A 2,623-nucleotide genomic window follows, 5' to 3' on the forward strand; every position below is an offset into this window, starting at 1 on the left:
GGGCGGATCCGGGGGTCGGCCGTCTCCGGGGCGCCGACCAGTTCGTCGAGCGGGACCCGGTAGGCCCTGGCCAGCGGCAGCAGCAGTTCCAGGGTGGGCTTGCGCAGCCCGGACTCGAGCCGCGACAGGGTGCTCACCGAGATCCCGGTGGCCGCGCTCAGCTGGGCCAGCGTGCCGCCCTGCTCCTGGCGGAGCGCCCGCAGCCGTGCGCCCACCCCACCCAGCACCGAGGCCAGCTCGTCGTCCGCCATGACATCCATTTGCCGATGCGGCAACGAGGTTTGTCAAGTCGGCAGGGGTGGATCCACCATCGCCAGTGAACGGAGGTAACGAACATGTCAGACGTAAAGGTGGATAACGCCGAGCCGCGCTACGAGGCGGTGGTCGTCGGTGGCGGCGCCGCCGGCCTGGGCGGGGCGCTGGTGCTCGCCAGGGCCAGGCGCTCGGTGCTGGTGATCGACGCGGGGCAGCCGCGCAACGCGCCCGCGAGCGGCATCCACGCCTACCCGGGGCACGAGGGCGTCCCGCCGGCCGAGTTCCTGGCCCGGGCGCGCCGCGAGGCCGCCGGCTACGGCGCCCGCTTCGCCGACGGCACCGTGGTGGCCGCCGAGCGGCTGGCGGAGGGCGGCTTCCGGCTGCGGCTGGACGACGGTTCCTCGGTGCTGGCCGACCGGCTGCTGGTGACCACGGGTCTCGTGGACGAGTTGCCCGAGCTCGAAGGACTGCGGGAGCGCTGGGGGCGGGACGTGCTGCACTGCCCGTACTGCCACGGCTGGGAGGTGCGCGACCAGCCGATCGGCGTGCTCGGCACCGGCCCGCTGGCCGTCGAGCAGGCGCTGCTGTGGCGGCAGTGGAGCGCGGACGTCACGCTCTTCCGGCACACCGCTCCCGAGCCCGACGCGGAGCAGCGCGAGCGGCTCGCCGCCCGGGGGATCGCCGTGGTGGACGGCCCGGTCGTGGGCCTCGCGGTGCGGGACGACCGGCTCGACGGGGTGACGCTGGCCGACGGGCGCACCATGCCGGCGCGGGCCCTCGCGGTCGCGCCCCACTTCGCCGCCCGCGGCGCCCTGCTCGCCGGCCTCGGCCTGACGCCGGAACCGCAGGAGATGGGCGGACACGTCGTCGGCAGCCGGATCGCGGCCGACCCGACGGGCGCCACCGAGGTGCCCGGCGTGTGGGTCGCCGGCAACGTCACCCAGCTCGGCGAGCAGGTCATCGGCTCGGCCGCGGCCGGCGTCCGCGCCGCCGCCGTCATCAACCACGACCTGGTCGCCGCGGACACCCGCCGCGCCGTGGCCGCGGCCCGCGCCGGGTCGGTGGAGGCCCGGTGAACCGGGAGCACGAGCGGATCTGGGAGGAGATGTACCGGTCGGCCGAGCGGAAGTTCAGCGGCAGGCCCAACCCCGACCTGGTCGCGGAGGCGGCCGAGCTGCCGCCGGGGCGGGTCCTCGACCTCGGCTGCGGCGAGGGCGGTGACGCGCTCTGGCTGGCCGGCCGCGGCTGGCGCGTCACGGCCGTCGACATCTCCGGCACGGCGCTCGCCCGCGGCGCCGAGGACGCCCGGCGGGCCGGCCTCGACGACCGGATCGACTGGCTCCACCGCGACCTCACCTCCGCGTTGCCGGACGGCCCGTTCGACCTGGTCAGCTCCCACTACCTCTACCTGCCCGACCGCATGCCGGTCCGTGAGGTGCTGCGCCCGGCCGCCGGGCTGGTGGCGCCCGGCGGGGTGTTCCTCGTCGGCTGGCACGGCGCTCCGCCGGCCTGGGCGCCGGAGCACCACCACGAGATGGGTTCCCTCACCCCCGACGAGGTGCTCGCACAGCTCGACCTGCCGGCGGGGGAGTGGCGGCTGCTCCTCGCCGACACCCGGCTGCACGGCATGCCGCACCCGGAGGGCCGGCTGGCGCTGCGCGCCGACCAGGTGCTCAAGCTCCGCAGGGCCGCCGACGAGGACCGGTCGGGCCGCATTGTGTGAGGAGAGCGTAATGACACTAATTAACCGTTGCGGGTGAAATGATGGGCCGATCGGCCCTGTTGTGGGGATTGTCCTGGTGGACCGACCCACGAGCGCAAAGCGAGGGCATGATGGCCATGGACCTGGAGGACCTGGTCTCCGGGGAGAAGATGATCGTGAGCGCCCACTCAGGTGGCGTGCTGATCCCCGACTCCTTCATCAACAAACGACAGCACATGAAGGCGCTGCGTGCGGACCACGGTGAGCTCGAGGGCAACCATCGGTGGACCTTCGCCAAGGCCGCCGACGACACCTTCGTCATCGGGCACGTCAGCAGCGGGCGTTACATGGAGCCGCTGCGCAAGAGCGAGGCCGCCGCGATCTACGAGAACGTCAGATACCAGGGGCCGATCCTGCTGGAGGTCGGCCCGCTGGCCGACGCGCAGGACCAGTGGGAACTCCGTAAGAAAGGGGAGTACTACCAGATCGGGCTCAAGGATTCCCGCTTCGTCGTCGGGCTCACCCACCCGGACCACGGCGACAGTTGGGTGACCCTCCTCGACCCGTGGTGGAGCATGGATCGCCTGTGGCTGATCCAGGACGTGCCCGCCTGACGGGCGTCCGGTGAGCGGGTGAGGGGTGGCGGCGGGCGGAAGGCGCCTCGCC

The 2,623-nt window shown here is 73.5% G+C and carries 4 protein-coding genes; 3 read left to right on the plus strand and 1 reads right to left on the minus strand.

Translation table 11 applies throughout. From position 1 onward, the window contains the following. Positions 1-251, minus strand: a 251-nt coding sequence (locus E1283_RS34960) for a helix-turn-helix domain-containing protein (RefSeq protein ID WP_132822189.1), incomplete at its 3' end; no start/stop codon positions are given. An 84-nt stretch (positions 252-335) separates the two neighbouring features. Here E1283_RS34960 and E1283_RS34965 point away from each other — a divergent pair. The 3 genes from E1283_RS34965 (at position 336) to E1283_RS34975 (ending at position 2,571) form a co-directional block, all read left to right on the plus strand. Next, positions 336-1,331 carry an NAD(P)/FAD-dependent oxidoreductase gene (locus E1283_RS34965; protein WP_132822190.1) on the plus strand — a complete coding sequence of 332 codons (996 nt, stop codon included), beginning with the start codon at positions 336-338 and terminating at the stop codon, positions 1,329-1,331. Next, the gene (locus tag E1283_RS34970; RefSeq protein ID WP_243745320.1) at positions 1,328-1,978 is read left to right on the plus strand and encodes an SAM-dependent methyltransferase; all 651 of its coding nucleotides are present in this window, start codon (positions 1,328-1,330) and stop codon (positions 1,976-1,978) included. The genes E1283_RS34965 and E1283_RS34970 overlap by 4 nt, the downstream gene beginning before the upstream one ends. Before the next feature lie 107 nt (positions 1,979-2,085). Further along, positions 2,086-2,571, plus strand: a complete 486-nt coding sequence (locus E1283_RS34975; protein ID WP_132822191.1) for a hypothetical protein — start codon at positions 2,086-2,088, stop codon at positions 2,569-2,571. The last annotated feature ends 52 nt before the right edge of the window (positions 2,572-2,623 follow it).

The sequence above is a fragment of the Streptomyces hainanensis genome (genome assembly GCF_004348415.1).
GTDB lineage: Bacteria > Actinomycetota > Actinomycetes > Streptomycetales > Streptomycetaceae > Streptomyces > Streptomyces hainanensis.